Raw genomic sequence first — 22,118 nt, 5'->3', positions numbered from 1 at the left:
GACAAGGAGATCCCGATGCCCGTACTCCGCACGGCCTCCCGCACGCCGGTGGTCCCCGTCCGTCCGGTCCCGCTCGCGCTCGCCGCACTGGCCGCGCTCACCGGGACCCTCGCCTGCACCACCCCCGCCGCCGCCCGCGCCCCGCAGCCGCGCCCCGCCGTCGTACGGGACGCCCCGGGCCCGTACCCCGCCGTCGTACGGAATGCCGCGCTCCCCCATGGCGCGGCACACCGGGACCGGCCGGAGCGCGGCGGGCAGGAGGCCGGGCGCGGGACGAGCGGCGAGGGGGAGGCGGGGCCGCCGGCCCTCGGCGGTATGGCGCTGCTGGCCACCGGCGCCGCCTACCTCTTCGCCCGCCAGCACCACCGGGCGGTACGCGGCCGAAGCTGAGGGACCGGCGCGGACACGCGCGTACGGGAGCCGAGCCGCACCACGAGCTGTCCGGGGAGCCGCACCGGGAGCCACGGGGTCACCGCAGCGGGGAGCCGCCGCGTGGCCGGGGCTTCACTCCCCCGCCGCGAGGTGTGCGGCGAGCCGGTCGAGGAAGGCGCGCTGGGCCGTCACCAGGCGGGCGCGGGCCTCGTCGGGGGTGCACCAGGCGACGCGGTCGACCTCCGGGAAGGCGCGGACCGTGCCGGAGCGGGGCGGCCAGAACATCTCGAAGGTGCCGGGCACGATCGCGTCCGGGTCGAGATCCGCCTCGACCGCCCAGACCGTCACGGTCTTGCCGCCGGTCTGCCGGACCTCGCCCAGCGGGAGGTACGGGCCTGGCGGCGCGGGCAGCCCCAATTCCTCGGTGAACTCCCGCACGGCCGCGTCCCGGGGCTCCTCCGGCGGCACGTACTCCCCCTTGGGCACCGTCCAGGCACCCGCCTCGCGCCGGGCCCACAACGGCCCGCCCATGTGCGCCAGCAGCACCTGCGCACCGCCGCCGGCGCGGCGGAACAGCAGCAGTCCGGCGCTGCGTCTCACGGCCACGGTGCCAGTCTGCGCGCCCGGCGGTGCGGGGGCGCGGTGACCCGAGGTCCGGGCCCCGGGAGTCGGCGTACGGGGAGCGGCGGTACGGGGGTCGGCGGGTGCGGCGGGCGCGGCACGCGGCGGGCGCGGCACGCGGCGGGCGCGGCACGCGGCGGGCGCGGCACGCGGCTGATGCGACTGATGCGCCGCGCGGCTGGTGCGGCGCGCGGCTGGTGCGGCGCGCCGCGGTGTGAGCCTCCGGCGGCCCGGCGGCGACGGCAGCCCCGTGACCCGGCGCGGCAGCGGCCCCGCATCCCGGCGGCTCAGGTGCCCGCGGGCACCCGCCGGTCCCCGGCCGCGCCGGACGCGCCCGCGCGGGACGGTCCCGCCACGCCCGCCGCGCCGCCGCGGAAGGTGCGGCGGTAGGCCAGCGGGGAGACGCCGACCGCCGCCTGGAGATGCTGACGGAGGGAGGCGGCGGTGGCGAAGCCGACCTCGCCGGCGATCCGGTCCACGGAGAGGTCGCTGGATTCCAGCAGGTGGCGGGCGCGGTCCACGCGCTGCTGGATCAGCCAGCGGCCGGGGCTCATGCCCAGCTCCTGCTGGAAGCGGCGAGCGAAGGTCCGTCCGCTCATCCGCGCCCGGCCGGCCAGGTCGGCCAGGGTCAGCGGCAGGTGGAGGTGGTCGAGCGCCCAGGCGCGGGCCGGGGCGGTGCTCTCCGCGGCGGGCGGCGGCACCGGGCGTTCGATGTACTGCGCCTGCCCGCCGTCGCGCCAGGCGGGGACGACGCACGCCCGGGCCACCCGGTTGGCGATCTCACTGCCGTGGTCCCTGCGGACGAGGTGCAGGCAGAGGTCGACGCCCGAGGCGGCGCCCGCCGAGGTCAGTACGTCGCCGTCGTCGACGAAGAGCACGTCCGGGTCGACGCGGACGCGCGGGTGGCGGCGGGCGAACTCCGGCGCCTCGTACCAGTGCGTGGTGGCCGGGCGGCCGTCGAGCAGTCCGGCGGCGGCCAGGACGCGGGCGCCGGTGCAGATGGAGACGAGGCGGGCGCCGGGGCGGACGCGGGCCAGGGCGGACGGTGCCTCGGTGGCCCCGGACGGGGGAATGATCACCGTATCGGCCGATTCGAGGACTTCGGGTCCGTGGTCCGCGGTGATCGTGAAATCGGCGCGGGTGCGGACCGGGCGGCCGTCCGCGCTGCAGGTGAGGACGGTGTACCGGTCGGGCAGGGCGCCGAAGATCCGGGCGGGGATGCCCAGTTCGAAGGGGTAGACGCCGTCGAGCGCGAGGACGACGACGCGGTGCGGGGCGGCCACCGGGGCGGATGCGGGAGCGGGCATGGCAGGATCCTAGCGGAGGATGGCAATCCTGCCATTTTCCCGGCCGCCCCGGTCGGGCACGGTGGAGCCATGACGAACACGATGCGAGTGATCAGCCAGGACACCTTCGGCGGCCCCGAGGTGCTGACGGAGACCGAACGCGAGCGGCCGGTGCCGGGCGTCGGCCAGGTCCTGGTACGGGTGCGGGCCGCCGGGCTCAACCCGACCGACTGGAAGAACCGGCAGCGCCGCACCACCGTCTCCCGCCCGCTGCCGCTGGTGCTCGGCTGGGACGTGTCCGGCGTGGTCGAAGAACTCGGCTGGGGCGCGGCGCTGCACGAGGTGGGCGACGAGGTCTTCGGGATGCTGCCCTACCCGGACGGCGTCGGCGCCTTCGCCGAGTACGTCCTCGCCCCCGCGCGGGCGCTGGTGCCCAAGCCCGCGGAGATCGACCACGTCCAGGCCGGCGCGCTGCCGCTGGCGGCGCTCACCGCCTGGCAGGCGCTGGTGGACACCGCCGGGGTGCGCGAGGGGCAGCGGGTGCTGATCCACGCGGCGGCGGGCGGCGTCGGCCATCTGGCGGTGCAGATCGCCAAGGCGCGCGGCGCGTACGTCATCGGCACCGCGAGCGCGCCGAAGCACGCGTTCGTCCGCGGGCTGGGCGCCGACGAGATGATCGACTACCACGCGGTGGACTTCGCCGAGGCGGTGCGCGACGCGGACGTGGTCCTGGACACCATCGCCGGGGAGTACGGCCCGCGGTCGCTGCGCACGCTGCGGCCGGGCGGGAGCTATGTGAGCATCCTCGGCACCGACGAGGCGGTGCGCGCCGAGGCCGAACGGCTCGGGGTGCGGGCGAAGGGCATCGTCGTCGAGCACGACCAGCAGGGCATGCGGGCGCTCGCGGAGCTGGCGGCGGCCGGCCGGCTGCGGGCGGAGATCGCCGCGACGTTCCCGCTGTCCGACGCGGCCAAGGCCCATGAGCTGGGCGAGACCGGGCGCACCGCGGGGAAGATCGTCCTGACGGTGTGAGGCGCGGCGCCCGGCGGGGCGGGGCGTACGGGCCGGTGGCGTCCCGCGTGGGCGGGCCACCGGCCCGGTGGCGCGGACCTGCCGTGCGGGCCGTGCGCCCGGGCCGTCCCGGTGGCGCGGCGCCGGCTCACCGCGCCACCGGGACGGATCCGGTCAGGCCGATTCGAGGACCGGGCGGATCTCGATCGTCTCCGGGGTGGGCAGGCTCCTGGCCAGTTCGACGGCCTCCGCGCGATCGGCCACCTCGACGAGGAACCAGCCGCCCAGGGTCTCCGCACCGGTGTGCGCGGGCCCCTCGGTCACCGTCGACGTCCCGTCGGCCGCGGCGCGCACGGTCACCGGACCGGTGTGCTCGGTCTCCAGGGCCTCGCCGCCGACCAGCTTCCCGGCCGCGGCGAGCGCGCCGATCCAGCTTTCGTACTCCTTGCGGTGGGCCTCCCGGTCGGTCCGGATCCGGCGGCGTGACGCGTCCGTCTCGAAGATCACGAGTGCGTATTTCATCGGTGTTCCTCTCCGGCCGCCGGACGGGCGGCCGCTGGTGGCGATGGGTACGAGGGGGTGCTGTACGAGGGGCGCTAGGGGTGCGAAGAAAGCGGGCGGCCTGGTCGGACGGCGCCGTCCGCCGGGGCGACGCGGGCGAGCGCTCCGGTCTCCAGCGCCGTCCACAGGGCGCCGTCGGGGCCCACCGCGATGCCGTGCGGCTCGGAGCCGGGCGTGGGCAGGTCGTGGACGGTGAGGGCGCCGCCGGGGGTGAGCGCGCCGACGCGGTTGCCGCCCCATTCGGTGAACCACACGGTGCCGCCGGAATCGACGGTGACGCCGTGCGGCCGGGCGGCGCGATCCGGCAGCGGGAATTCCGTGATGTGCCCGTCGGTGGTGATCCGCCCGAGCTGACCGGCGGCGATCTCGACGAACCAGAGCGCGCCGTCAGGAGCCGCGGCGATCCCCACCGGTCCGGCCGCCTCCGTCGGCAGCGGGTGGTGGGTGATCGCGCCGTCCATGCCGATCCGGCCGATGGCGTTCGCCTGGTTGAGCGTGAACCACATCCCGCCGTCGCCCCCGGCGGCGATCGCGGAGGGGAACGCGCCCGTGACCGGGAGCGGGAACTCGGTGAGGTGCCCGTCGGTGGTGATCCGCCCGATCCGGTCGGCGGCGGTCTCGGTGAACCAGAGCGCGCCGTCGGGGCCCGCCGCGATACCGAACGGTCCGCTGCCCGGGGCGGGCAGGGCGAACCCGTCGACGCTCCCGCCGGTGGTGATCCGCCCGATCCGGTCCGCCCGGTACTCGGTGAACCACAGCGCGCCGTCCGGCCCGGGGGTGATGACGGTCGGCCCGCTGCCGGGATCGAGCGGGTACGAGGCCGGCTCTTCGCCCGGGACCAGCCGGCCGATCCGTCCGCCGTGCACGAGGGTGAACCACAGCGCGCCGTCGGGCCCGGTGGTGAGGGCGTACGGCCCGGCCCCGGCATCGGCCACCGGGTGTTCCTCGATGGATACGTGGGTCGCGGGGGTCGTCACAGAGGCTTCTCCGTACCGTGCTCGGCGGCGACGCGGGCGATGTCGGCCGGGGTGCCGGCCATGAGGGTGTGGGCGTGCGCGGCGACGAGGTCGGCGGGCCAGTCCCACCACGCGGCGCGCAGGAGCTGCGCCACTCCTTCGTCGTCGAACCGCTGCCGGATCGGCCGGGCCGGGTTGCCGCCGACGATCGTGTACGGCGGGACGTCGGCGGTGACGACGGCACCGGCGGCGATGATCGCGCCGTCGCCGATACGGACACCGGGCATGACGGTCACGTGGTGGCCGAACCAGACGTCGTTGCCGACGACCGTGTCACCGCGGCTGGGCATGGCGGTGACGATCTCCAGGGTCCGCTCGGCCCAGTCGCCGCCGAACATGGTGAACGGGAAGGTGGACACCCCCATCGTCGGGTGGTCCGCGCCCGCCATGAGGAAGCGGACGCCCGTCGCGAGGGCGCAGTACCGGCCGATGACCAGCCGCTCGGGGCCGTACGCGTACAGGACGTTGCGGTCCTCGAACGCGGTCGCGCCGTCCGGGTCGTCGTAGTAGGTGTACTCACCCACGACGATCTTCGGCGAGGTGATCAGCGGCCTGAGGAACACCACGCGCTCATGTGCGGGCAGCGGGTGAACGGCCTGGGGATCAGGGGACAACGTGCGGTCCTTCGAGGTCGGCGGCCCGGCTTTTGGGCCGTACGGGTGGGTGGGTACGAGCGGGGCGGTCAGACGCCGTCCCCGGCCGCCACCCACTCGACGAACTGGACGATCACGCCGTTGGGGTCGGTGACCTGGAAGAGGCGTTCGCCCCAGGGCTCCTCGCGCAGCGGCAGGGTGATCTCGACGCCCTCGGCGCGCAGCCGCCGCTCCTCGTCCGCGATACCGGCGCAGGTGAGAGCGAGGATCAGACCGGAGGCGCGCCGGTCGCGCTGATCGGCCGGGAGCACCTCGGTACCGCGGGCGAGCAGGACGAGGTCCACCGCGGCGTCGTCGCGCGACAGGGCGGCGAATCCCTCGGCGGCGGCCCGCTCGGTGTAGCCGAGGTGGGCGGTGAAGAACCGCCGGGACGCGGCGACGTCGTCGACGGTGAGCGAGAGGGTGGACGCGGTGATCTGCAAGACGGTTCTCCTCGACGGACGGAGCGCGGTCCGGTCACCCCGGCCACGGCTCGCCCGCCCCCTTCTTCGATGGCAAACTTACGACGGGCGTAAAGTTAGCCTGGCGCATTCTCGCCGTCAATATAAAAATGCCACGAGAGTAAGATTGGCCCATGGGTAACGACACCGCCCCGCCCGCGCGCCCCACCGGCCTGCGCGAATCCAAGAAGCAGGAGACCCGGCAGCTCATCTCCGACCACGCCACCCGCCTCTTCGTCGACCAGGGCTTCGAGCGGACCACCATCGCCGAGATCGCCGACGCCGCGCGGGTCGCCAAGAAGACCGTGACCAACTACTTCGCGCGCAAGGAGGATCTGGCCCTGGACCACCAGGACGCGTTCACCGCCTCCCTGGCGCACACCGTGGCCACCCGGCGGACCGGCGAATCCGCCCTCGCGGCGCTGCACCGCGCCTTCGCCGACGACGCCGCGACCGCGAACCCCGTCGCCGGATTCTCCGGCCCCGCCTTCGCCCGTATGGTCGCCGACAGCCCCACCCTCTCCGCCTGTCTGCGCGGCCTGCACGACCAGCGCGAACACGCCCTGGCCCAGGCCCTCGCCACCGCCACCGGCGCCTCGCCGGACGACATCGCGGTGCGCACCGCGGCCGGGTTGCTCGGCGCCGTCCACCGCGTCCTGTTCACCCGCATCCAGGAACTCACCCTGGCAGGGAGGCCCGACGGCGAGATCACCGCGATCGTCACCGCGGAGGCGGACACCGCCTTCGGCACGCTCGAACCCGCCCTCGCCCACTACGCCATCGCCTGACCGGGCCCGGCGGACGGCCCCCGAGCGGGCCGGACACGCCGGACCGCGGCCGCCCGCCGGGCCCGGTCCCTCCGTCATTCGGCCCCGTCCGCTCTGCGCGATGGCTGCGCCGACCGGAGGATGTGGGAGCACAGCCGGGTACGAGCACCGGCGCGACACGGCGAGGAGCGGCCCATGGCCACGACCGACGACGGCACCCGGACGACCTTCCGCCAAGAGGTGCGCAGCGCGGTGACCACCCGCGCCGCGCTGCTCGTCACCGGCGTGCTGGGCCTGATGATCGCGTTCATCGCCTCCTACGCCGGTGCCTTCCACGCGCCGAAGCCGACCGATATCGCGCTCGGCGTGGTCGCGCCCGCGCAGGCCCGCGGTGAGCTGGTGGCCAAGCTCGGCAAGCTGCCCGGCTCGCCGCTGGACCCGCGCGCACTGCCCTCCCGCGACGCGGCGCTCCGGCAACTGCGGGACCGGAAGATCGACGCGGCGCTGGTCGTCGACCCGCGCTCCACCACCGACCGGCTGCTGGTCACGAGCGGCGGCGGGGCGGCGCTGTCCCAGGCGACGGAGGCGGTCGTCACCGCGGCGGACAAGGCGCAGGGCCGCACCGTACGGACCGAGGACGTCCGGCCGGCGGCGGGCGGCGACTCGCGCAGCCTGTCGTCGTTCTACCTGGTCGTGGGGTGGTGCGTGGGCGGCTATCTGTGTGCCGCGATCCTCGCGATCAGCTCGGGCGCCCGCCCGGCGAACACCCACCGCGCGCTGATCCGGCTGGCCGCCCTCGCCCTCTACTCGATCATCGCCGGGCTGGCCGGTGCGGTGGTGATCGGCCCGGTGCTGAACGCGCTGCCCGGCAGCCTCTTCGGGCTGTGGGGGCTGGGCGCGCTGATCGTCTTCGCGGTGGGGGCGACCACTCTGGCGTTCCAGACCCTGCTGGGCGTCGTGGGCATCGGGCTGGCGATCCTGGTGATCGTGGTGTTCGGCAACCCGAGCGCGGGCGGCGCGTACCCGTATCCGCTGCTGCCGCCCTTCTGGCGGGCGATCGGTCCAGCGCTGCCCCCGGGCGCGGGGACCTGGGCGTCCCGCTCCGTCGCCTACTTCGGCGGCAACGGCATGACCGCGGCGCTGCTGGTGCTCGGCGCCTGGGCCCTCGGCGGGGTGCTGGTCAGCGTCGTCCTCGCGGCGCTCCGCGACCGCGACCGCCGCAACAACAGCCTGGCGCCGGTGACACCGCGCCCCTGAGCGGACGGGCCGGGGCCGCCGCCTACGCGCACCGACAGCGCGCCCGGGGCCCCGGAACCACCGGGTCCGGGCCGCCCCGCCGCCCCGTACGCACCGGCTTCGGGCCATTCGGGGAGCGCCGGGCGCCGGGCGCACCCCGGGGGCCACGGCCGGATCCGCTCCCCCGCCGCGCGGACGGGCCGGACGGTGGCGGCAGCGCACCCCGCGCCAACAGCGAAGGCACCGATTACGCTCGAAATCTCCACACTGTCACCACACCCTTCGCGCCACTACGTACAGCGTTCATCCATCGACTCGAAGTGAGCGACGGAGATGCGGACGCCCGGCGGCTGGGCCAGACTCCCGTCCGGTATCTGCACCTACGGACAAAGGAGTGTTCGCAATGCGGTACATCGTTGGGGGCGTCGCGCTCGGCACGGCACTGGTCACCGGCGCGCTCGCCTCCACCGCGCAGGCCACCACCCCGCCGGTCACCACCGCCGCCCCGGTCGCAGTCGTCGCACCGGCCGCGGCCACCACGCCGGCCGCGGACCGCGCCCCGGCCCGGTCCGGCGGGCTCTACGCCCCGTCCGCCCTCGTCCTGACGGTCGGCCACGGTGAGCACCGCGCGGACGCGGCGGTGCAGCGCGCCGTGACGCTGAGCTGTATGCCGAAGGCGTCCGGCACCCACCCCTCCCCCGGCGCGGCCTGTAACCGGCTGCGGGCGGTGGGCGGCGAGTTCGACAAGGTGACCCGCGCGGACGGCGCGGGGGTGGTGTGCACCCGGGAGTGGGACCCGGTCGTCGTCACGGCGGACGGTGTCTGGCAGGGCAGGCGCGTGTCGTACACGCACACCTTCGCCAACTCCTGTGAGCTGCGCGCCGGCGCGAACGGCGTCTTCTCCTTCTAGCGGGTCCGGACGCGCCCCGGCCCCCGGACGCCGTACACGTCCGGGGGCCGGGGCCACCGCCGCACCGCGCCGGGGGGCCGGCGGTCAGGCGGCCTGATGGCGCGTCAGCCGATCTCGGCGCCGAACTTCTGCAGGGCCGCGGGGACCGGCTGGAAGAAGGTCTCACCGCCCTGCGAGCAGTCGCCGCTGCCGCCGGAGGTGAGGCCGAGGGCCGACTCACCGTCGAAGAGGGCGCCGCCGCTGTCGCCGGGCTCGGCGCAGACGTCGGTCTGGATCAGCCCTTCGACCGAACCCTCCTGGTAGTTGACGGTGGCGTCGAGCGCCTTGACCGTGCCGTCGTGCACCTGGGTGGTGCTGCCGCTGCGCTGTACCTTCTCACCGACGGTCGCGTCCGCGGCCTGGGTGATCTTCTGGGTGCTGCCGTTGTAGAGGTCCACCTCGCTGGGGTGGTCGGTGTCCCCGGTGTACTTGGCGATCGCGAAGTCGTTGCCCGGGAACGTCGAGTCCTCGGTGGTGGCGATCTCCTGGCCGCCCTGCTGGTCGGACCAGCTCTGGACCGCGTTACCGCAGTGCCCGGCGGTCAGGAAGTACGGCTGACCGTCCTTGACGACGTTGAAGCCGAGGGAGCAGCGGGCGCCGCTCCCCCAGATCGCGTCGCCACCGGCGACCAGCGGACGCAGCTCGCCCTTGATCTGACGGAACGCCACCTTGTCGCCCAGGCCCTTGGTGACCTTGGTCAACTTGGCGAGCGCGTCACCCTTGACCGTGCGGTCGGCGGTGACGACGACCTTGTTGGTCCGCGGGTCGACGCCCCAGGAGGTGCCGGGGATGGTGGCGTCGGCCTTCAGCGTCCTGCGCGCCGAGTCGAGCTGGGCCATCGAGTACTTGACCATTCTGGCCTCGGCGCCCTTGGCCCGGACGGACCGGGCCGCCGTGTCGTTCACGACGTTGACCACGAGCTTCTTGGCCTGGGCGTCGTAGTACGAACCGGCGGTGCCCGCCGTGTTCACCTGCGAGGCGAGGGTGGTCGCCGCCGCCGGGGAGAGCTTGGCCGGGGCGGGGACGGTTGCCGCGTTGGCGCTGTTCAGAGTGAGCGTGGCGGTGGCGGCGAGAGCCAGGGCTCCCACGCCCGCCAGGACCGTACGGCGCTGGGGTGTGCGACGGTGCTTCAACTCGGTACCTCCCGTGGGGGGAAGGGCCCGCTAGGGGGACACGGACCCGAGAGTGTGGGGGAACAGGTCACGGACGGACGCCTTCCCACCGCGCACCGGGAAGTCGCGTCCATGCCAACGTGCGCCGCCGAGTATTCCCACCCGTCTCACCCGTGCACAAGACCGAGTTCCGGTCTCGCCGCCGGGAGTTCACCGCTCCCCCACCCCGCGGTCACACCGATATGCGCGCACGTTTGTCCCGAGTACGGACACCTCCGCCCCCGGCACCCACCCCCCGCGCCGCGCCACCCCCTGGCCGAAACCCTTCGGTACGCGGGCGGAGAACGCCACCCGGAGGCGCCTGCGCAGGAGGGTTCGCGCGGGTGCTCGTACGCGGATGTGCGCGCGGTCGTGTACGGGGTCCGCCCCGGGGGCGCCGGTCTCCGGCGCCGAGCCGGCCGCGCTCCGGGAACGCGAACGGGCCGCGCGTCGGGAAGGCGTACGGGGCACGGGGCGGGAACGCGTACGGGGCACGCGCCGGTTACGCGTACGGGTCACGCGGCGAGACGCGAGGCGGGCCCCGCGGCATGTCCGCCGCGGGGCCCGCCTTTCAGGGCGTCACCTTCTGCAGGGTCGGTCAACTACTCCTGGATATCGCGTGGCCGGGCGCCCGTGGTGCCGTCCGCCCCGCCGTCCTCGACCGGTCCGGCGTCCGCCACGTCCTCGACGGTGTCGTGGATGTCCTCGATGCCCGCCACGTCCTCGACCGGTGGGAGGGGCCCCCACTCCTCCCCGGTCGCCGCTTCCCCGGGCTCGCCGAGGTAGTGGCCGGGCCGGTGCGCCGGGTCCGGGCCGAGATCGGGGTGGGCCGCGTCGGCGCTCGCGCCGGACGGCGGGGGCGGGGTGCGGCTGCCGGCCTCGGCGCGGGCCGTTTCGGCCTGGGCCTGGAGACCGGAGCGCTCCAGGAAGCGCAGCAGCTCCACCGGGAAGGGCAGCACCAGCGTGGAGTTCTTCTCGGCGGCGACGGCCACCACGGTCTGGAGCAGCCGCAGTTGGAGAGCGGCGGGCTGGTCGGACATCGCCTGCGCCGCCTCGGCCAGCTTCTTCGACGCCTGGAACTCGGCGTCGGCGTTGATGACGCGGGCACGCCGGTCACGGGTGGCCTCCGCCTGGCGCGCCATCGACCGCTTCATGGTCTCCGGCAGCGACACGTCCTTGATCTCCACCCGGTCGATCTGGACGCCCCAGCCGAGTGCGGGGCTGTCGATCATCACGGCGAGGCCCTGGTTGAGCTTCTCGCGGTTGGAGAGCAGATCGTCCAGATCGCTCTTGCCGATGATGGAGCGGAGCGAGGTCTGGGCGACCTGGGAGACCGCGAAGCGGTAGTCCTCGACGGCGATGACGGCGTCGGCGGCGTCCACGACCTTGAAGTAGACGACGGCGTCGACGCGGACGGTGACGTTGTCGCGGGTGATGCCCTCCTGGGCGGGCACCGGCATCGTCACGATCTGCATGTTGACCTTACGCATCCGGTCGACCACCGGAACGATCATGGTGAAGCCGGGGCCGCGGACCGCCGAGGACAGCCGGCCCAGCCGCAGGACCACACCGCGTTCGTACTGCTTGACCACGCGCGCCGCCGCGAGGAGATAGACGGCGCCCGCCGAGGCGAGGGCGACCCCGCCGGTCACCAGCTCTTCCAGCATCACGACCCCCAGACCGACATCCAGCACTCCGACCGGTTTGCGCTCTTTACTATGGTATGCCCGGAGTGGCGGGACGCCGTACGTGGCCGGAACGCGGGAGGCCGGGTCCCTGTCCGCCGGCGGACAGGGACCCGGCCCGTACCGGACCGTCGTCCGGTGCCATGCCGATATCAGCAGGTCAGGAGCGGCCGGCCGGACCGCCCCCGAGGGGGATCAGCAGACGCTCACACCGTGGGCGCCGAGGGGATCAGTAGACGCTGACACCGTAGGCGCTGAGCGCCTCGGTGACGGGCTGGAAGAACGTCGTACCGCCCGAGGTGCAGTCGCCGCTGCCGCCGGAGGTCAGGCCCAGGGCCGTGGTCCCGGAGTAGAGCGGGCCGCCGCTGTCGCCGGGTTCGGCGCAGACGGTGGTCTGGATGAGGCCGGAGACGATGTCGCCGTTGCCGTAGTTCACCGTGGCGTTCAAGGCGGTGACCTTGCCGCTGTGGGTGCCGGTGGTGGAGCCGCGCCGGGTGACGGTCTGGCCGACGCCCGGGGTCGCGGCGCTGGTGATGTCCTGGCCGCCGACGGTGCCCTCGTGGCTGACCGATCCGGTGTATTTCACGATGCCGTAGTCGTTGCCGGGGAAGCTGGATCCGGCGGTCGGACCGATGCTCGTGGTGTGCGAGGAGTTGCTGTACCAGGGCGGGTTGCCGTCGGTGCAGTGACCCGCCGTCAGGAAGTAGTACGTGCTGCCGCTGCGGACGTTGAAGCCGAGCGAGCAGCGCCAGCTCGGCGCGTAGATGGCGTCGCCGCCGGAGATCAGCTTGCGCAGTGTGCCGGAGGTCCGCTCGACGCGTACCGCGCCGGCGTTGCTCCCCGCCGCGCGCTCGATCTTGGCGAGGTCGGCCCGGGAGACGGTGCTGTCCGCGGTGACGACCAGTTCACGGGTGGCCGGGTCGACGGCCCAGGCGGTGCCCGGGACGTTCGCGGCGCGCACGGCGGAGCCGGCGGCGGCGAGCTGAGCGGCGCTGTACTTCGGGGTCGCGGCGGGGTTCTGGGCGTTGGCGGCGGGGACCGCGAGGGCCCCCACGGCCAGCAGCCCGGCCGTCACGGCGAGCAGTCGGGTGCGTCTGGGGACGCCGTTGCGGGAAATGGTGCGCTCGTTCCTCACGTGATTCCTCCGAGGGGATCGGTGGGCCGCGCTCTGCGGCGGCCCGTGAGGCGCAGCCGAGGGGCACCGCGGTGAGGAACCCGCGATCCGCACGATCATTTTTACGTGCCCCTGACAAGCGCTGACGGGAGTTTCGGACGGATCGGGCCGCCGCGCAAGAGGGCGGGGGTACACGGGGGTGTCCGAGGTGGCGTCAACCCTCGCGGGGCGGAGCGGAGTTCGCCGCCCCGGCAGGCCCTCTCGGGTGCGCCGGGACGGCGGTTGACCCCCTCGGTCGGCGGTGGGACGGATCAGCCGCCGGAACGGTTCCGCTCCCCCGCCCGCAGCGCGAACGGCAGCGTGTTGCCGGGCGGCGGGAACGGGCAGATGAAGTGGTCGGCGAAGGCGCACGGCGGCAGCAGCGTGCGGTTGAGGTCGACGGTGACGGTGCCGTCCGCGGCGGGCGCCGGAGGCCGCAGGAAGCGGAAACGGTAGCTCTCGAAGCCGCTGGTGGCGTCCGCGAGGACCGCCCACAGCGACCCGTCGCCCTCGACGGCGACCTGGAGCGTGTGCTCGGTGCCGTCCACGGTGAAGGCCAGCTCCCCGGCGAGTCCCAGCTCCCGCCGGACACCGTCGGCGTTGGGCACCCGTACGGCGCGGTCCTCGCCGTACGGGCGGAAGCGGCCCGGCACCGTCCAGCGCGGGTCGTGGTCGTAGACGTCGATACCGGTGAAGGCGCGGCGGGCGTCGGACGCGGGGTCGAAGTCGCGGACCGCCCACAGGCCCTCGCGGCGCAGCACCGGCAGCCGCCGCTCGCCGTGGGCGATGCGGGCGGATTCGGGCCCGGCGTCGGGGCCGAGGCGGATCTCCCCGTCGAGCGGGGCGCCGTCGGCGGTGAGCCCGTCGGCGGCGGTGGCGTGCAGGACGACCGCGTCGCCGTCCTCCAGCCAGCGGCCGGGCAGTGCCGGGACGCGGCCGTCGGGGTGGTCGGCGAGCCAGTACGTGCCGGTCAGGGCCAGCGGCCCGTACGGGCGGGAGATGTCGGCGGTGCGCCGCTCGTGCCAGGTCAGCCATGCCGCGCGGGCGTCGGTGCTCATGACGCCTCACCCTGCCATACCGGAGTGGTCGCCTCCGGAAGGCCGAGGTGGGAGCGGAGGGTGCTGCCGGTGTACTCGGTGCGGAACACCCCGCGCTCCTGGAGCAGCGGGACGACCCGGTCGACGAACGGGTCGAGGCCGTCGGGCGTGAGATGCGGGACGAGGATGAAGCCGTCGGCCGCCCGGGCGCGGACGAACGCGTCCATCTCCGCGGCGACCGCCTCCGGCGTGCCGATGAACGACTGCCGCCCGGTGGTCTCGATCACCGTCTCGCGCAGCGACAACCCCTTGGCCTGCGACAGCGCCCGCCACTTGGCGACCACCGCCGCCGGGTCGGTGATCTTGACGCGGCCCTGGGCCAGCTCCGAGTGCGGGTCCGGGTCGATGTCCGGCAGCGGTCCGTCCGGGTCGTACGCGGAGAGGTCGACGCCCCAGACCTGCTCGGCGGCGAGCAGGGCGTTCTGCGGGGAGACCTGGCGGCGGCGGACCTCGGCGGCGTACTCCTGGGCCTCGGCGGCGGTGTCGCCGAGGGCGAAGGTCGCCCCCGGCATGATCTTGAGGTCGTCCGGCCGCCGCCCGTGGGCCGCCAGGCGCCCCTTGACGTCGGCGTAGAACGCCTGGCCCGCCTCCAGCCTGCTGTGCCGGGTGAAGATCACGTCGGCGGTGGCGGCGGCGAAGTCCCGGCCCTCGGGCGAGTCCCCGGCCTGGATGATCACCGGGTGGCCCTGCGGGGAGCGCGGCAGGGTGAACGGTCCGGCGAGGTCGAACTGCGCACCCCGGTGGCGTACCGGCTCGGGCGCCGGGCCGTCCCAGGAGTCCCACAGCTTCCGGGCGGCGGCGACGAACTCGGCGGCGCGGGTGTAGCGGTCGGCCCGGTCGAGGTAGCCGCCGCGGCGGAAGTTCTCGCCGGTGAAGGCGTCGGAGGTGGTGACGACGTTCCAGGCGGCCCGGCCGCCGCTGAGATGGTCGAGCGAGGAGAACCGGCGGGCCAGTTCGTACGGTTCGTTGAAGGTCGCGTTGACGGTGCCGGCCAGGCCCAGCCGGTCGGTGACGGCGGCCAGCGCGGTCAGCACGGTCAGCGACTCGGGGCGGCCGAGGACGTCGAGGTCGTGGATGCGGCCCTTGTGCTCGCGCAGCCGCAGTCCTTCGGCGAGGAAGAAGAAGTCGAAGAGTCCGCGTTCGGCGGTCCGGGCGAGGTGGACGAAGGAGTCGAAGCGGATCTGGCTGCCGAGCGAGGCATGGCGGGCCGCGCCGGCGGCGGACGGGGCCGCGTCCCAGACGGTGGTGTTGTTGACGCCCGGGAAGTGCGCGGCGAGATGGATCTGCCGGGGCGCGGACGGGTCGGACGGGTGCGGGGCGTCGGTCATCGCGAGACCTCCCGGGTGCGGGCGTAGCGGTTGGCGGGGCGGGGCAGACCCAGGTGCTCGCGGAGCGTGGCACCCGGGTAGAAGCGGCGGAGCAGGCAGCGGTGCTGGAGGACCGGAACGGTGCCGTCGACCAGCAACCGCAGGTCACGGCCGGGGTCGGCGGGGCGCAGATGGAAGCCGTCGGCCGCGCCGTCCGCGTACCAGTCGCCGATCAGCTCGGCGAGGGCGACGGCGTCCCCGGAGGCGTACAGCTCGATCTCCACCGAGGCCAGGACCAGCAGCCGGTCCGGGTCGCGGCCCAGCGCGCGGGCGCGGGCGCGCAGGTCGTCGCGGGCGGCGGAGGCGGTGAGCGGATCGTCCGCGCGGACCAGCGCGACATCGGCGTGGGCGGCGGCCGTCCGCCGGGCGTCCGTGCCGCCGGGCCCGGTGCCGGTGGCGTCGATGACGACGGGCGGGCGGCCCTGCGGCGGCCGGGGCACGGTGGACGGGCCGCGGACCGAGAAGAACTCCCCCGCGAAGTCGGCGTAGTGGAGCTTGTCGCGGTCGACGAAGCGGCCGGTGGCCCGGTCGCGGATCTCGGCGTCGTCCTCCCAACTGTCCCAGAGCCGGGCGGCGACCTCCGCCGCCTCGCCCGCCTCCCGCCATGCCGCGTCGGGCGCGGGCGCCGGGCGGCGGCCGAAGAGCGCCGCCTCCGCGGCGGTGAGCGAGACATCGGGCCGCCAGCCCGCCCGGCCGCCGCTGACCCAGTCGAGGGTGGCGATCGAGGTGGCGACGTGGAAGGGCTCGGTGTGGGTGGTGGTGACGGTCGGGACGAGGCCGATACGGGTGGTGGCCGGGGCGACCCGGGACAGGACGGCGAGCGCGTCGGGGCCGGGGCGTCCGAAGGCGTCGCCGAGGGTGACGAAGTCGAGGGTGCCGCGCTCGGCGAGGCGGACCAGCCGGAGGTAGCCGGCCGCGTCGAAGCGTTCCGGTGCGGCCGGGCGGCCGGGGTCCGGCGGGGCGTCGAGGGCGACGGCCAACGGGATCGGGCGCGGTGCGGGTGAGGCCATGGGGGGTGCCTTCCGATAGGGATGCCGGGCGCGGTCAGAACGTGCGGGGCAGTCCGGGCGGGTTGATCTGCGAGGTGGTGAGGGCTTCGGCGCCCAGCCCCCAGCGGTCGAGGACGGTGCGGTAGGTGCCGTCGGCCATGACGGCGCGCAGCGCGGCGGCGTACGCGCCGACCAGTCCGCTGCCCTTCTTCGTGGTGGCGGCGATCTTGCCCTGGACGGTGTCACCGCCCCCGGAGAACTGCCCGGCGCTCCGCGTCCGCCCGGCGGTCTCGACGTGGTACACGACGGACGGGTTGGGGCCGAAGTAGCCGTCGATACGGCCCGATTCGAGGGCCAGGTAGGTGTCGGAGTTCTTCTGGAAGTAGCGGATGGCCACGGGCGCGCGGCCGGCCCGTTCGTTCTCCTCGCTCCACTCCAGGAGGATCTTCTCCTGGTTGGTGGCGGTGCCGACGGCGATGGTCTTCCCCGAGACGTCCGCGGCGCCGCGGACGTGCCAGCGGGTGCCCTTGGGCGCCTCCATCGCGAGTTCGTCGCGGCGGTAGGTGGCGAAGTCGTACTTCTCCTTGCGCTCCTCGGTCACCGTGACGTTGGAGAGGACGGCGTCGAGCTTGCCGCTGTCCAGGCCGACGAAGAGGTTCTCCCAGGACAGCGCCTCCAGGCGCAGCCGGAGGCCGAGGGCGTCGGCGACCAGCGTGGCGAGGTCGGTCTCGACGCCGATGAGGGTGCGGTCGTCGGTGGCGTAGAAGGTCAGCGGCGGGGAGCTGCCGGCGGAGACGCCGACGCGCAGTTCGCCGGCGGCGCGCACGCGTGCGGGCACCAGCGCCGCCGCCTTCGCGTTCTTCGCGGCGCGGACGCGGTGCTGGTCCGGGCCGATGTTGATCTTCGGTCCGCCGGCGGCGCCGACAGGTGCCGTGTCGTCGACGGCCGCGCCGGAGCCGCACGCGGCCAGCAGCGGTGGCGTGGCGGCGAGGGCGAGGGCGGCGGTCAGGACTCGGCGGCGGTTCACGGCGGGGCTCCTCGGGGCGGGGTCGCGGGGTCCGGGCATGTCACAGGACCTTGGAGAGGAAGGACTTGGTGCGGGCCTCGCGGGGCGCGTCGAGCACCTGGGCGGGCGGGCCCTGTTCGACGATGCGGCCGTCGTCCATGAAGACGACGGTGTCGGCGACCTCCCGGGCGAAGCCGATCTCATGGGTGACGACGATCATCGTGGTGCCGCGGCGGGCGAGGTCCTTGATGACGTCGAGGACCTCGCCGACCAGCTCCGGGTCGAGCGCGGAGGTCGGCTCGTCGAAGAGGAGCAGTTTGGGCTCCAGGGCGAGGGCGCGGGCGATGGCGACGCGCTGCTGCTGGCCGCCGGAGAGCCGGCGCGGATAGGCGTCGGCCTTGTCGGCGAGGCCCACCCGCTCCAGCAGGGCCAGCGCGGTGGCGGTGGCGTCCGCGCGGGAGCGGCCCAGCGCGGCCACGGGCGCCTCGGTGAGGTTCTCCACCACCGTCAGATGCGGGAAGAGATGGAAGTCCTGGAAGACGAAGCCGATATCGGTGCGCTGCCGCAGGATCTCCCGCTCCCGCAGCTCGTACAGCCGGTCGCCGGAGCGGCGGTAGCCGACGAGTCGGCCATCCACGGCGACCGTGCCGCCGTCGACCTTCTCCAGGTGGTTGAGGGTGCGCAGCAGGGTGGACTTGCCGGAGCCGGACGGGCCGATGACGACGGTGACCTCACCGGCGGCGACCTCCAGATCCACCCCCTTGAGCACGTCGAGGGAGCCGAAGCTCTTGCGGACGGCGCGGACCTCGACCATCGGTGTCCGGGTACTCATCGGGTGGCCCCCTTGGCGAAGTGGCGTTCGGCGTGGTGTTGGAGGAGGGAGAGCGCGCCGGTCAGCAGCGCGTACCAGACGGTGGCGACCATCAGCAGCGGGACGACGCGGCCGTTGCGGCCGTAGATGACCTGGACCTGGTAGAAGAGTTCGCCGATCGCCATGACGGAGACGATCGAGGTGCCCTTGAAGAGGGAGACGACCTCGTTGGCGGCGTTCGGGGCGATGGCGCGCATGGCCTGCGGCAGCACGATCCGGCGCAGTTGGCGCAGGCGCGGGATGCCGAGGGCGGCGGCCGCCTCCCGCTGCCCGGCGTCCACGGCGAGGACACCGCCGCGGACGATCTCCGCGGCGTACGCGGCCTGGTGCAGCGCGAGCCCGAGGACCGCCGCGCCCATCGGGCCCACCAGGTCCATCGTGGCGAACGAGAAGAAGCCGGGGCCGAACGGGACGCCGACGTCGATACGGCGGTAGAGGTAGGCGAGGTTGAACCAGAACAGCAACTGGACGATGAGCGGGACGGAGCGGAACACCCAGACGTAGCCGTGCGCGACGGCGCGCAGGAACGGGCTCGCCGACAGCCGTGCGAAGGCCAGCACGATGCCGAGGGCGAAGCCCAGCGCGGTGCCGTAGGCGGTGAGCTGGAGGGTGGTGCCGAGGGCGTGCAGCACCGCGGGGGCGAAGACGTACTGCGCGAACACCCCCCATTCCCAGGCCGGGTTGGTGACCAGACCGTGGACGAACTGGGCGAGGAGCACGGCGGTCACCGTGACGGCCACCCAGCGCCAGGGGTGGCGTACCGGCACCACCCGCAGGGCGTCCGGGCCGTCGGCGGGCGGCGCCGCGGTGGCGGCGGGCGGTTCAGCGGTCAGCGGCATGGCGGTCCTCGCGGGTGGCGGGGCGGGCGGGGCGGAGCGGCGCGGCGGGCGGCGCCGCGCGCTCGGTCAGGAAGGTGAGCAGCGCCCGCGCGGTGGCGTCGTTCTGCCGGAAGACGGGGGCGTTGGTACGGGGGCGGGTGAAGGCGCCGCTGGAGCGGGCGTCGGTGTGCGGGCCGAGGGCGAAGCGGCGCGGGTGCGGGCGGCCCGCGCGGTCGAGGAGGCGGCTGTCGGCCGGGTTCACGGCGAGCAGTCCGCCGGGGGTGACGGCGGCGCCGTCGGCGTGCAGGGCGCGCAGCAGCGCGTCGGCGGAGCGGGCCACGGTCGGTGCCGGCAGCCGTGCCTCGACCAGGGCGCGGGCCGGGGTCACGGCGTCCGGCACGGTCGCCGACCGGGCCGTGAACCGTCCGGTCACCGGGTCGGCGGTGACGGTGGCACCGGCCCCGAGGAAGCGGACCAGTCCGGCGCGGGAGAGGGCGAGAAGCTGCCGCAGCCGGGGTCCGGGCGGTCCGGAGGCCAGGTAGCTGAAGAAGCCGTGCCACCAGGGACCGCGGTCGCCGATCCGGATCAGTTGACCGTAGACGGAGAGCAGGGCGAGGAAAACGGCCTGGTCGGGGCTGTACGCCGGGTCGTGGCGGCGGGTGAGGTCGGCCCGGATGTGGGCGCGGAGCGTGTCCTGGAGGGCGTCGGCGTCCGGGAGGCGCACGCCGGCCAGCGGGTGGTCGAGGGCGGTGAGGTCGAGGCGGTCGGCCGGGTCGGGAACGGCTTCCTCGGCCAGTGCGCGGCGGGCGGCGGCGTCCCCGGCGGCGTACCGGCGCTCGAAGGCGGGCCAGGGCAGCCGGGTGCGTTCGGGGTGGGCGGTGAAGAGGCGGTGGTAGTGGGCGAAGCCCAGCTCCGCCTCGATCAGCGGGCGGACGTCGTCGTCGAAGGAGAAGCCGCCGGGCCGGGCGAGCAGCGCGTCGACCTCGGCGGGGCCGAGGAAGCGCGGCAGCGGCGGGCGCGGCGCGTCCGGTTCGTAGCCGATCTTGGAGCGGTAGGGGACGCCGCGCCGGGAGCCGACGTGCAGCACCGGCTCGCGGCCCGACGGGTGGTACGTCAGCTCCCCGTCGGCGCCCTCTGTGTACCGGCCGCCGCGGCCCTCGGTGAGCAGCACCATCAGGTCGATGAAGGCGAGGCCGAAGCCGCGGACCAGCACCGGCTCGCCGGGGCGCAGCCCGTCGAGGCCGATGTCGGCGGTGAAGCCGGGCGGCAGGTAGGTCAGCCCGTGGCGGTCGGCGAAGCGGAGCAACTCCCGCTGCTCCGCGTCGGGTTCGGCGTCGAGGTGCCCGAGGGTGAGCAGCACGGCGTCGGCGGTGAGCGGCGCGGGGCTCCCCTCCAGCCACACCCGCTGGCGGCCGTCGGCGGGCCCGGCGACGCGGACCGCGCGCCGCCGGTGCTCATGGACGGCGACCCGCGGCGGCAACACGGCCACCGCACGCTCGTAGGCCCAGGTCAGATAGGCGCTCTGGAGCCGGCGGCCGGGGAAGTCGCGCGGGCCGAGGGCGGCGGCCGCCGCGGTGGCGTCCGGGGTGGTGCGGATGCCGCCGGAGCGGACCGCGGCGCACCACTGGGCGAGGGAGGGGCCGGGGCGCACCGGCCCGGCCATCTCCACGGTGTCGTCGGTGAAGAGGGTGGCGTCGTCGGGCAGCGAGTTCATCCACAGCAGCGGCGACTGGTCGCTGCGCCAGACCCGGCCGCCGCCCGGCGGGTACGGATCGACGAGGTGCAGATCGAGCGGGGCGTCGCCGTACAGCTCGGGGGCGTTGGCGGCGATCCGTTCGATGATGCCGGTGGCGCGCGGCCCGGCGCCGACGATCACCACGGCGGGGCGCTGCGCGGCGCTCACCGGGCACCCGCCGTGCCGCGGGCGTAGCGCCGCTCGACGTAGTGCTGGCCGACGGAGAGCAGCGAGGTGATGATCACGTACCAGACGGTGGCGACCAGCAGCATCGGGATGACCTGGTAGGTGCGGTGATAGATGAGCTGCACGGAGTAGAGCAGGTCGCTGACGGCGATCATGGAGACGACCGAGGTGCCCTTGAGGGTGCCGATCAGCATGTTCCCGGCGGGCGGCACGATCGACCGCATGGCCTGCGGCAACACGATCCGCCGCAGCCGCCGCCACCGGCCGAGCCCCAGCGACTGGGCCGCCTCGGTCTGCCCCCGATCCACGGAGAGGATCCCGGCCCGCACCACCTCGGCGGCGTACGCGGCCTCGTGGAGGGTCAGTCCGATGACGGCGATGGCGGGCGGCGAGAGCAGGGTGACGGTCCGGACGCCGAGGATCGTCGGGTAGAGCGCGCCGATGTTGAACCAGAACAGGAGCTGGACCAGGACCGGCATCGACCGGAAGAGCCAGATGTAGCCCGAACTGACGCCGCGCAGCACGGGGTTGGCGGAGAGCCGCATGGTGGCGAGCAGGGTGCCGAGCGTGAAGCCGAGGATCATCACGGCGGCGGTCAGCCAGAGCGTGAGCAGCAGACCGTTCAGGACCGGGACGGTCAGGAAGTAGGCGGCGACGAGGTCCCACCGGAAGGCGTCGTTCCCGGCGACGGAGCGGAGCACGAGGCCCAGCAGCACCAGGACGACGGCGGCGGCGGCCCACTGGCCGAGGGGGCGGCGGGCGACGATGCGCGGCGGCGTCGCGCCCTCGGGGCGTCCGTCGGCGGACGTGGGGAGGGACGGGGGAACGGCGGAGGTGCGGAGGGTGCCGGAAGGCATGCGAAGGCTCCGTGGATGCGGTGATCGAACACGGGAGATGCGCCTTCACAGGCGGAACGGGCCGCGCCCCTCAGCACGGCCGTGGACCGAGGCTAGGGGGTCAACACGCTGTTCTGTCAAGGCTGTCCGCACTGTGAACAACACCGGGATCCGGTTGACGCACAACCGGATGCCTGTTCCACTTAGCCGCATGAACGCATGGCAGTGGCTGGTCACCCGCGACCACATCGACTTCGGTCGAGTGTGGTCGTCCTCCTGTTGAGCTGACGCCCTGCCCTGAGGCCCGCCGCC

Annotated in this window: 22 protein-coding genes; 5 read left to right on the top strand and 17 right to left on the bottom strand. The window is 74.5% G+C overall.

The genetic code is table 11. From position 1 onward, the window contains the following. Positions 1-15 precede the first annotated feature (15 nt). Complete coding sequence (locus ACGH2B_RS23185; RefSeq protein WP_399093156.1) at positions 16-390, top strand: hypothetical protein; 375 nt, start codon at positions 16-18, stop codon at positions 388-390. A 114-nt stretch (positions 391-504) separates the two neighbouring features. On the opposite strand, the gene ACGH2B_RS23180 is transcribed toward ACGH2B_RS23185, so the two are convergent. Together ACGH2B_RS23180 and ACGH2B_RS23175 are read right to left on the bottom strand one after the other, a co-directional pair. Continuing rightward, positions 505-978: an NUDIX domain-containing protein gene (locus ACGH2B_RS23180; RefSeq protein ID WP_399093153.1), complete on the bottom strand. Its 474-nt coding sequence runs from the start codon at positions 976-978 to the stop codon at positions 505-507. 302 nt (positions 979-1,280) lie between these two features. Next, positions 1,281-2,300: a GlxA family transcriptional regulator gene (locus tag ACGH2B_RS23175; protein WP_399093150.1), complete on the bottom strand. Its 1,020-nt coding sequence runs from the start codon at positions 2,298-2,300 to the stop codon at positions 1,281-1,283. A gap of 69 nt (positions 2,301-2,369) precedes the next feature. Here ACGH2B_RS23175 and ACGH2B_RS23170 point away from each other — a divergent pair, with 69 nt between their 5' ends. Then, positions 2,370-3,311: an NADP-dependent oxidoreductase gene (locus ACGH2B_RS23170; protein ID WP_399093147.1), complete on the top strand. Its 942-nt coding sequence runs from the start codon at positions 2,370-2,372 to the stop codon at positions 3,309-3,311. A gap of 153 nt (positions 3,312-3,464) precedes the next feature. On the opposite strand, the gene ACGH2B_RS23165 is transcribed toward ACGH2B_RS23170, so the two are convergent. From ACGH2B_RS23165 to ACGH2B_RS23150, 4 genes are all read right to left on the bottom strand, one after another. Further along, the gene (locus ACGH2B_RS23165) at positions 3,465-3,812 is read right to left on the bottom strand and encodes a YciI family protein (RefSeq protein WP_399093144.1); all 348 of its coding nucleotides are present in this window, start codon (positions 3,810-3,812) and stop codon (positions 3,465-3,467) included. 74 nt (positions 3,813-3,886) lie between these two features. Further along, positions 3,887-4,828: a virginiamycin B lyase gene (locus ACGH2B_RS23160; protein ID WP_399093141.1), complete on the bottom strand. Its 942-nt coding sequence runs from the start codon at positions 4,826-4,828 to the stop codon at positions 3,887-3,889. Then, positions 4,825-5,481, bottom strand: a complete 657-nt coding sequence (locus ACGH2B_RS23155) for a CatB-related O-acetyltransferase (protein ID WP_399093138.1) — start codon at positions 5,479-5,481, stop codon at positions 4,825-4,827. The genes ACGH2B_RS23160 and ACGH2B_RS23155 overlap by 4 nt, the downstream gene beginning before the upstream one ends. A gap of 68 nt (positions 5,482-5,549) precedes the next feature. Further along, positions 5,550-5,942: a VOC family protein gene (locus ACGH2B_RS23150; protein ID WP_399093135.1), complete on the bottom strand. Its 393-nt coding sequence runs from the start codon at positions 5,940-5,942 to the stop codon at positions 5,550-5,552. Between the two features lie 152 nt (positions 5,943-6,094). Between ACGH2B_RS23150 and ACGH2B_RS23145 the strand changes: the two genes are divergently transcribed. From ACGH2B_RS23145 to ACGH2B_RS23135, 3 genes are all read left to right on the top strand, one after another. Then, a complete protein-coding gene (locus ACGH2B_RS23145; RefSeq protein WP_399093132.1) occupies positions 6,095-6,748 on the top strand; it encodes a TetR/AcrR family transcriptional regulator in 654 nt (217 codons plus the stop codon). 174 nt (positions 6,749-6,922) lie between these two features. Then, positions 6,923-7,984 (top strand): DUF3533 domain-containing protein, encoded by a 1,062-nt coding sequence (locus ACGH2B_RS23140; RefSeq protein WP_399093129.1) that lies wholly within the window; start codon positions 6,923-6,925, stop codon positions 7,982-7,984. A gap of 382 nt (positions 7,985-8,366) precedes the next feature. After that, positions 8,367-8,873 carry a subtilase-type protease inhibitor gene (locus ACGH2B_RS23135; protein ID WP_399093126.1) on the top strand — a complete coding sequence of 169 codons (507 nt, stop codon included), beginning with the start codon at positions 8,367-8,369 and terminating at the stop codon, positions 8,871-8,873. Between the two features lie 104 nt (positions 8,874-8,977). On the opposite strand, the gene ACGH2B_RS23130 is transcribed toward ACGH2B_RS23135, so the two are convergent. The 11 genes from ACGH2B_RS23130 to ACGH2B_RS23080 all read right to left on the bottom strand — a co-directional run bounded on the left by ACGH2B_RS23130 (position 8,978) and on the right by ACGH2B_RS23080 (position 21,827). Continuing rightward, the gene (locus tag ACGH2B_RS23130) at positions 8,978-10,045 is read right to left on the bottom strand and encodes a S1 family peptidase (RefSeq protein WP_399093123.1); all 1,068 of its coding nucleotides are present in this window, start codon (positions 10,043-10,045) and stop codon (positions 8,978-8,980) included. A gap of 620 nt (positions 10,046-10,665) precedes the next feature. After that, positions 10,666-11,730, bottom strand: a complete 1,065-nt coding sequence (locus ACGH2B_RS23125) for a slipin family protein (RefSeq protein WP_399097251.1) — start codon at positions 11,728-11,730, stop codon at positions 10,666-10,668. A 247-nt stretch (positions 11,731-11,977) separates the two neighbouring features. Further along, complete coding sequence (locus ACGH2B_RS23120) at positions 11,978-12,883, bottom strand: S1 family peptidase (protein ID WP_399093120.1); 906 nt, start codon at positions 12,881-12,883, stop codon at positions 11,978-11,980. A 290-nt stretch (positions 12,884-13,173) separates the two neighbouring features. After that, positions 13,174-13,959 carry a DUF1684 domain-containing protein gene (locus ACGH2B_RS23115; protein ID WP_399093117.1) on the bottom strand — a complete coding sequence of 262 codons (786 nt, stop codon included), beginning with the start codon at positions 13,957-13,959 and terminating at the stop codon, positions 13,174-13,176. Continuing rightward, positions 13,956-15,326, bottom strand: coding sequence for an NtaA/DmoA family FMN-dependent monooxygenase (locus tag ACGH2B_RS23110; RefSeq protein WP_399093114.1), 1,371 nt, complete (start codon positions 15,324-15,326; stop codon positions 13,956-13,958). The genes ACGH2B_RS23115 and ACGH2B_RS23110 overlap by 4 nt, the downstream gene beginning before the upstream one ends. After that, positions 15,323-16,375, bottom strand: coding sequence for an LLM class flavin-dependent oxidoreductase (locus ACGH2B_RS23105; RefSeq protein WP_399093111.1), 1,053 nt, complete (start codon positions 16,373-16,375; stop codon positions 15,323-15,325). Before ACGH2B_RS23105 ends, ACGH2B_RS23110 begins: the two co-directional genes overlap by 4 nt. A gap of 34 nt (positions 16,376-16,409) precedes the next feature. Further along, positions 16,410-17,381, bottom strand: a complete 972-nt coding sequence (locus ACGH2B_RS23100; protein ID WP_399093108.1) for an ABC transporter substrate-binding protein — start codon at positions 17,379-17,381, stop codon at positions 16,410-16,412. A gap of 40 nt (positions 17,382-17,421) precedes the next feature. Then, complete coding sequence (locus ACGH2B_RS23095; protein WP_399093105.1) at positions 17,422-18,192, bottom strand: amino acid ABC transporter ATP-binding protein; 771 nt, start codon at positions 18,190-18,192, stop codon at positions 17,422-17,424. Continuing rightward, positions 18,189-19,070: an amino acid ABC transporter permease gene (locus ACGH2B_RS23090; RefSeq protein WP_399093102.1), complete on the bottom strand. Its 882-nt coding sequence runs from the start codon at positions 19,068-19,070 to the stop codon at positions 18,189-18,191. Before ACGH2B_RS23090 ends, ACGH2B_RS23095 begins: the two co-directional genes overlap by 4 nt. Continuing rightward, positions 19,054-20,952, bottom strand: a complete 1,899-nt coding sequence (locus ACGH2B_RS23085) for an FAD/NAD(P)-binding protein (protein WP_399093099.1) — start codon at positions 20,950-20,952, stop codon at positions 19,054-19,056. Before ACGH2B_RS23085 ends, ACGH2B_RS23090 begins: the two co-directional genes overlap by 17 nt. After that, a complete protein-coding gene (locus tag ACGH2B_RS23080) occupies positions 20,949-21,827 on the bottom strand; it encodes an amino acid ABC transporter permease (protein ID WP_399093096.1) in 879 nt (292 codons plus the stop codon). The genes ACGH2B_RS23085 and ACGH2B_RS23080 overlap by 4 nt, the downstream gene beginning before the upstream one ends. Between the last annotated feature and the right edge of the window lie 291 nt (positions 21,828-22,118).

This window comes from Streptomyces sp. BBFR2, from assembly GCF_044497305.1.
In the GTDB taxonomy this organism is placed as follows: domain Bacteria; phylum Actinomycetota; class Actinomycetes; order Streptomycetales; family Streptomycetaceae; genus Streptomyces.
Note: the sequence above shows the minus strand (reverse complement) of the source record. Positions and strands in the feature narration are given on the sequence as shown.